This is a genomic window from Shimia sp. (genome assembly GCF_041624275.1).
Classification (GTDB): domain Bacteria; phylum Pseudomonadota; class Alphaproteobacteria; order Rhodobacterales; family Rhodobacteraceae; genus Shimia.
The window spans coordinates 1-3,965 of record NZ_JBFJVE010000231.1; the positions used below are offsets into that span (position 1 = coordinate 1).

Annotated in this window: 5 protein-coding genes; 2 read left to right on the forward strand and 3 right to left on the reverse strand. The window is 65.3% G+C overall.

Annotation, left to right across the window (positions count from 1 at the left end):
• The coding region (locus tag ABZD10_RS14150) for a hypothetical protein (RefSeq protein ID WP_372887444.1) at nucleotides 1-418 on the reverse strand (418 nt) is incomplete at its 3' end.
• 456 nt (nucleotides 419-874) lie between these two features.
• On the opposite strand from ABZD10_RS14150, the gene xth reads away from it, so the two are divergent.
• Together xth and ABZD10_RS14160 are read left to right on the forward strand one after the other, a co-directional pair.
• Entirely contained in the window at nucleotides 875-1,660 is a 786-nt protein-coding gene (gene xth, locus ABZD10_RS14155; RefSeq protein ID WP_372887446.1) for an exodeoxyribonuclease III, read from the forward strand.
• Between the two features lie 335 nt (nucleotides 1,661-1,995).
• Complete coding sequence (locus ABZD10_RS14160) at nucleotides 1,996-3,006, forward strand: helix-turn-helix domain-containing protein (RefSeq protein WP_372887452.1); 1,011 nt, start codon at nucleotides 1,996-1,998, stop codon at nucleotides 3,004-3,006.
• Nucleotides 3,007-3,018: 12 nt separating this feature from the next.
• Here the strand turns inward: ABZD10_RS14160 and ABZD10_RS14165 are convergent, their stop codons facing one another.
• Together ABZD10_RS14165 and ABZD10_RS14170 are read right to left on the reverse strand one after the other, a co-directional pair.
• Nucleotides 3,019-3,489: a hypothetical protein gene (locus ABZD10_RS14165; RefSeq protein ID WP_372887448.1), complete on the reverse strand. Its 471-nt coding sequence runs from the start codon at nucleotides 3,487-3,489 to the stop codon at nucleotides 3,019-3,021.
• A 32-nt stretch (nucleotides 3,490-3,521) separates the two neighbouring features.
• Nucleotides 3,522-3,965: FAD-dependent oxidoreductase (locus ABZD10_RS14170; RefSeq protein ID WP_372887450.1), on the reverse strand; the 444-nt coding region annotated here is incomplete at its 5' end.

Genomic DNA, 3,965 nt, shown 5'->3' on the forward strand with positions numbered 1-3,965 from the left:
CGGCACCCTCGCCGGCATCGGCCGAGGCGCCCGAGGCAGCCAGACCCGAGGTGAACAGCTCCAGCCCCTCGCCCGCGACGCTTTCGGCCGAAGCGGTGGGCGCCAGGCCCGAGGTGAACATCTGCACCAGGCCCGAGGTGAACATCTCGGTGGCCTCGCCGGCATCCGCCGAAGCGCCCGAAGCGGCGAGCCCCGAGGTGAACATCTCGACCCCCTCGCCCGAGACCGTGTCGGCGGCATTGCGCGGCGCAAGTCCCGATGTGTACATTTGGACCAGACCCGAGGTGAACATTTCGGCACCGTCCCCCGCCATCCTGTCATGGGCGGTCTGAGGCGCCAGGCCCGAGGTGAACAGCTCGGTGTGCAGACCGTCGTGGAGGCTGACCTCCGGGCTGTGTGCAGCGGTGTGATTAACCATTTCAGCAGATTTTTTAGCGAGCATTGGGAACCCTCCGGGGTGTCGTTTCGTTGAAGTTTTGAGCCCTTTCACGCTTGCACGCACTGCGCGTTTTTCAAAATGATTTTTCCCGTTTTTGCTGTTTTCAGCGCTACGCGCTGATTTAACAAAAGTCTCTAGAATATTGATTTACTGACCTTTTCAGAGGTCTCGATTTGCCGGAATCGGCGCCGCATTTTCGCCGCATTTTTGCCCGATTCTTGACATTTTCCGGCCGAGCAGACGCCGGCCCCGAAAGGCGTTCATCGAATCGCAACAGGCCGAATCGGACACCGATTCTCCTGCACGGGGACCCGGCTGGAACGCGCCGTGGCGCGGCAACGAAACCGGGGCGCCGCCGCCTTCACACCGCCGTTTCCGCCCTTGTCGCCGGGCGGGCATTGGGGAATACTCGGCCGGTGCGATCGGGGGAACGAAATGAAAATTGTGACTTTCAACATCAACGGGATCAAGGCGCGCATCGCCGCCCTGCCACAGTGGCTGGACGAGGCTGCCCCCGATGTCGTGCTGTTGCAGGAAATCAAGTCGGTAGACGAAGCCTTTCCGCGCGAGATCTTCGAAGAGCGCGGATACCAGGTCGAAACCCATGGCCAGAAAAGCTTCAACGGGGTGGCGATCCTGTCGAAACTGCCGCTCGAGGATGTCCGTCGCGGATTGCCGGGTGACGATGAGGACACCCAGGCACGCTGGATCGAGGCCACGGTCATGGGCCCGGTGCCGCTGCGGGTCTGCGGCCTGTACCTGCCCAATGGCAACCCCTGCCCGGGGCCCAAGTACGATTACAAGCTGGCCTGGATGCAACGGCTGGAAGACCGCGCCAAGGCGCTGCTTTTGCAGGAAGAACCCTTTCTCATGGCCGGCGACTACAACATCATCCCCCAGGACGAGGACGCCCGCCGCCCCGAGGCCTGGCACGAGGATGCGCTGGCACGCCCCGAAAGCCGGGCGGCCTGGCGGCGGCTGGTCAACCTCGGCTTTACCGAGGCGTTCCGCGCCCGGGTGCAGGGCGGCGGTCACTATTCCTTCTGGGACTATCAGGCCGGGGCCTGGAACCGCGACGACGGCATCCGCATCGACCATTTCCTGCTCAGCCCGCAATGCGCCGACCTGCTGACCGACTGCCAGATCGACAAGATGGTGCGCGGGCGCGAGAAACCCTCGGACCACGTGCCGGTCTGGGTCGAGCTCGACCTGCAAGGCTGACCAATTCGCGGCACCGGCGCGGCGCCACTTTCGGCCGGCTTCTGCCTGCCCCACCCTGCCGAGTTCTGGTCTTGGGGAGGTTGCGGTGATCAAAAATTCCCACGGGGCAACTCGGCACTAGCGCCGCGAATAGTTGTCCGCTAGTCTCGCGCTCAGATTGAAGAGGCACGCGCCCCGGTGTGATTTCCCGGGGCGCCTGCTAGGTGGAACTTATTGATGTACTGGGGCTTTTGGGCATTCGCCAAGACTTGGCCGCGCCCCGTCCCCTTTTGAAACGGACGCCCCGGCGGGGTCGGTCCGGGGTATTCTTCGGGAGGAGCCCGGAATTGATTGATATGCGGACCGAGCGGCTGAAAGCCCTGGTGACGGCACTCGATGATTTCGCTGACGGACCTGCGGCAGCGGATGCCGCATTGGCGGGCATCGGCCTCGGGCGCAACGCCCTGACGGGGGCCACGCTACGCCCGAAACCGGGCAGCGAGGCCGCTTTTTTGCAGGATGCCTGCAAGGCCGTGCAGGATGACCGCTTTGCCGCTCTGGCCGGGCTGGCCTATCGCGATGGCACGGTGCAGACCGGCTGTATCTGCAAGTATTCCCGCACCCTGCGTAACGCGATCAACCACACCGCGCGCTTTCTGTCGAACCTTGATCCGGGACTGCGGGTGAGCCTGAAACAGTCGGGCAACAGCGCCGCGCTGGCCCTGACCCTGCCCAAGGACGAAACCGCCGGGCAGGACCGTTTTGCCGAGTTCCTGATGTTCAGCACCCTCAGCCGCCTGCGCCGGATCGCCGGGGCGGCCTTCCTACCGCTCGAGATCCGGTTTTCTCATGCGGCGCCGCATATCGCCGAGAGCATCAGCCGCCAGGCCGGATGCGCGGTGACATTCGGTGCCGGGCGCTGCGAGATGATCCTCGCCCCCAGCGTGCTGGAGCTGCCCGTTCCCGGCCATGATCCGAACCTGCGCGCCCATGAGTTGTTGCAGGCAGGCAGGCCGCGCCCCGAGGCATCGTCCGAAAGCGCCGATCTGCGCCACCGGGTCGAGGCGGTGCTGCTGGCCAACCTGCCCGGCCGGGTCGTCCTTGCCGACGAGGTGGCCGGCAATCTCGGCATGAGCCGACGCACCTTTGCCCGCCGGATGCGGGAACAGGGGTTGAGCTATCGCACCCTGCTTGACGAATTGCGCTGCGAGCTGGCCTGCACCTATCTCGGGACGGGGTACAGCATCAACGAAATCGCGGTCTTTCTCGACTATGCCGACCCGGCCGCCTTTTCCACCGCCTTCCGGCGCTGGACCGGCACCAGCCCCAACCGTTACCGCCGTCAGTACCGTCTGGCGCAGGCCTGAGCGCGCCGGCGCTCAGAAACCGCCGTGGCTGCCGATGGCCGCCACCAGAACCGTGACCAGGCTGGCGCCCAGAAGCACAAGGTGCAGGATGCGTATGAGACGAAAGGTCTGTTCCGGCCGCGCCGCCGCATGGCGCAGAAACCAGCGGTGCAGAAACAGCGGCTCGGCGACGAACAGCATCACCGTGAACAGGGCCCAGATCAGCACCATGGCATGCATCCAGAAGTACTGAGGCGTCAGGAACCGGTCCCACAGGTCCCAGGCGATCACGATATATAGTCCGGACAGGCCGGTCAGCAGCGTCGTGAAACGCGCCTGCCAGGCAAAGCGGCCCTCGACCTCCTCGAAGAAGGCGACCCGCTCCTGCGGGGTTTTCAGCCGCTGCACCGCCGGCAGCAGCACCGTGGTGACGAAGCCGACGCCGCCGATCCACAGGATCACCCCCAGAAGATGCAGCGCGCGGGCGATGGCGACATCATCCATTGCGGCGATCTCCGTTGCGTCGGGTCTGCGACTCAGGCGCCGATTTCTCGAGTGACATCATGGCGATAGATCCAGTCGAACTGCTGCAAGAGACGTCGCGGCGCCACCTGCGAGGCCAGCCGCAGCCCCAGATGCGCCGCCAGGCGCAGCGGCGGAAAGGACAGGTGATATTTCCAGGCATTGCTGCCGGCGGCGGCGATCACCCTGCTGACCCGGTCGTGACGCCTTGCCTGATAGGCGGCCAGCCCCGCTGCGATGCTGTCGGCGCGGTGCAGCGCATCGGCCAGCACCCAGGCGTCCTCCATCGCCATCACCGCCCCCTGCGCCATGAACGGCAGGGTCGGATGCGCCGCATCGCCCAAAATGGCGGTGTTCTCGGCCGTCCAGACCGGCGCCACCGGATGGCGGAACAACCCCCAGAGACCGACCTCGGAAACCTCGGCCAGCATCTCGGCGGCAACCCCGCCGAAATCGGC

Excerpts from the sequence above, each read along its gene's own strand:
- ABZD10_RS14165 (WP_372887448.1), bottom strand. The coding sequence starts at position 3,489 with ATGGATGATGTCGCCATCGCCCGCGCGCTGCATCTTCTGGGGGTGATC.
- ABZD10_RS14160 (WP_372887452.1), top strand. The coding sequence starts at position 1,996 with ATGCGGACCGAGCGGCTGAAAGCCCTGGTGACGGCACTCGATGATTTC.
- xth (WP_372887446.1), top strand. The coding sequence starts at position 875 with ATGAAAATTGTGACTTTCAACATCAACGGGATCAAGGCGCGCATCGCC.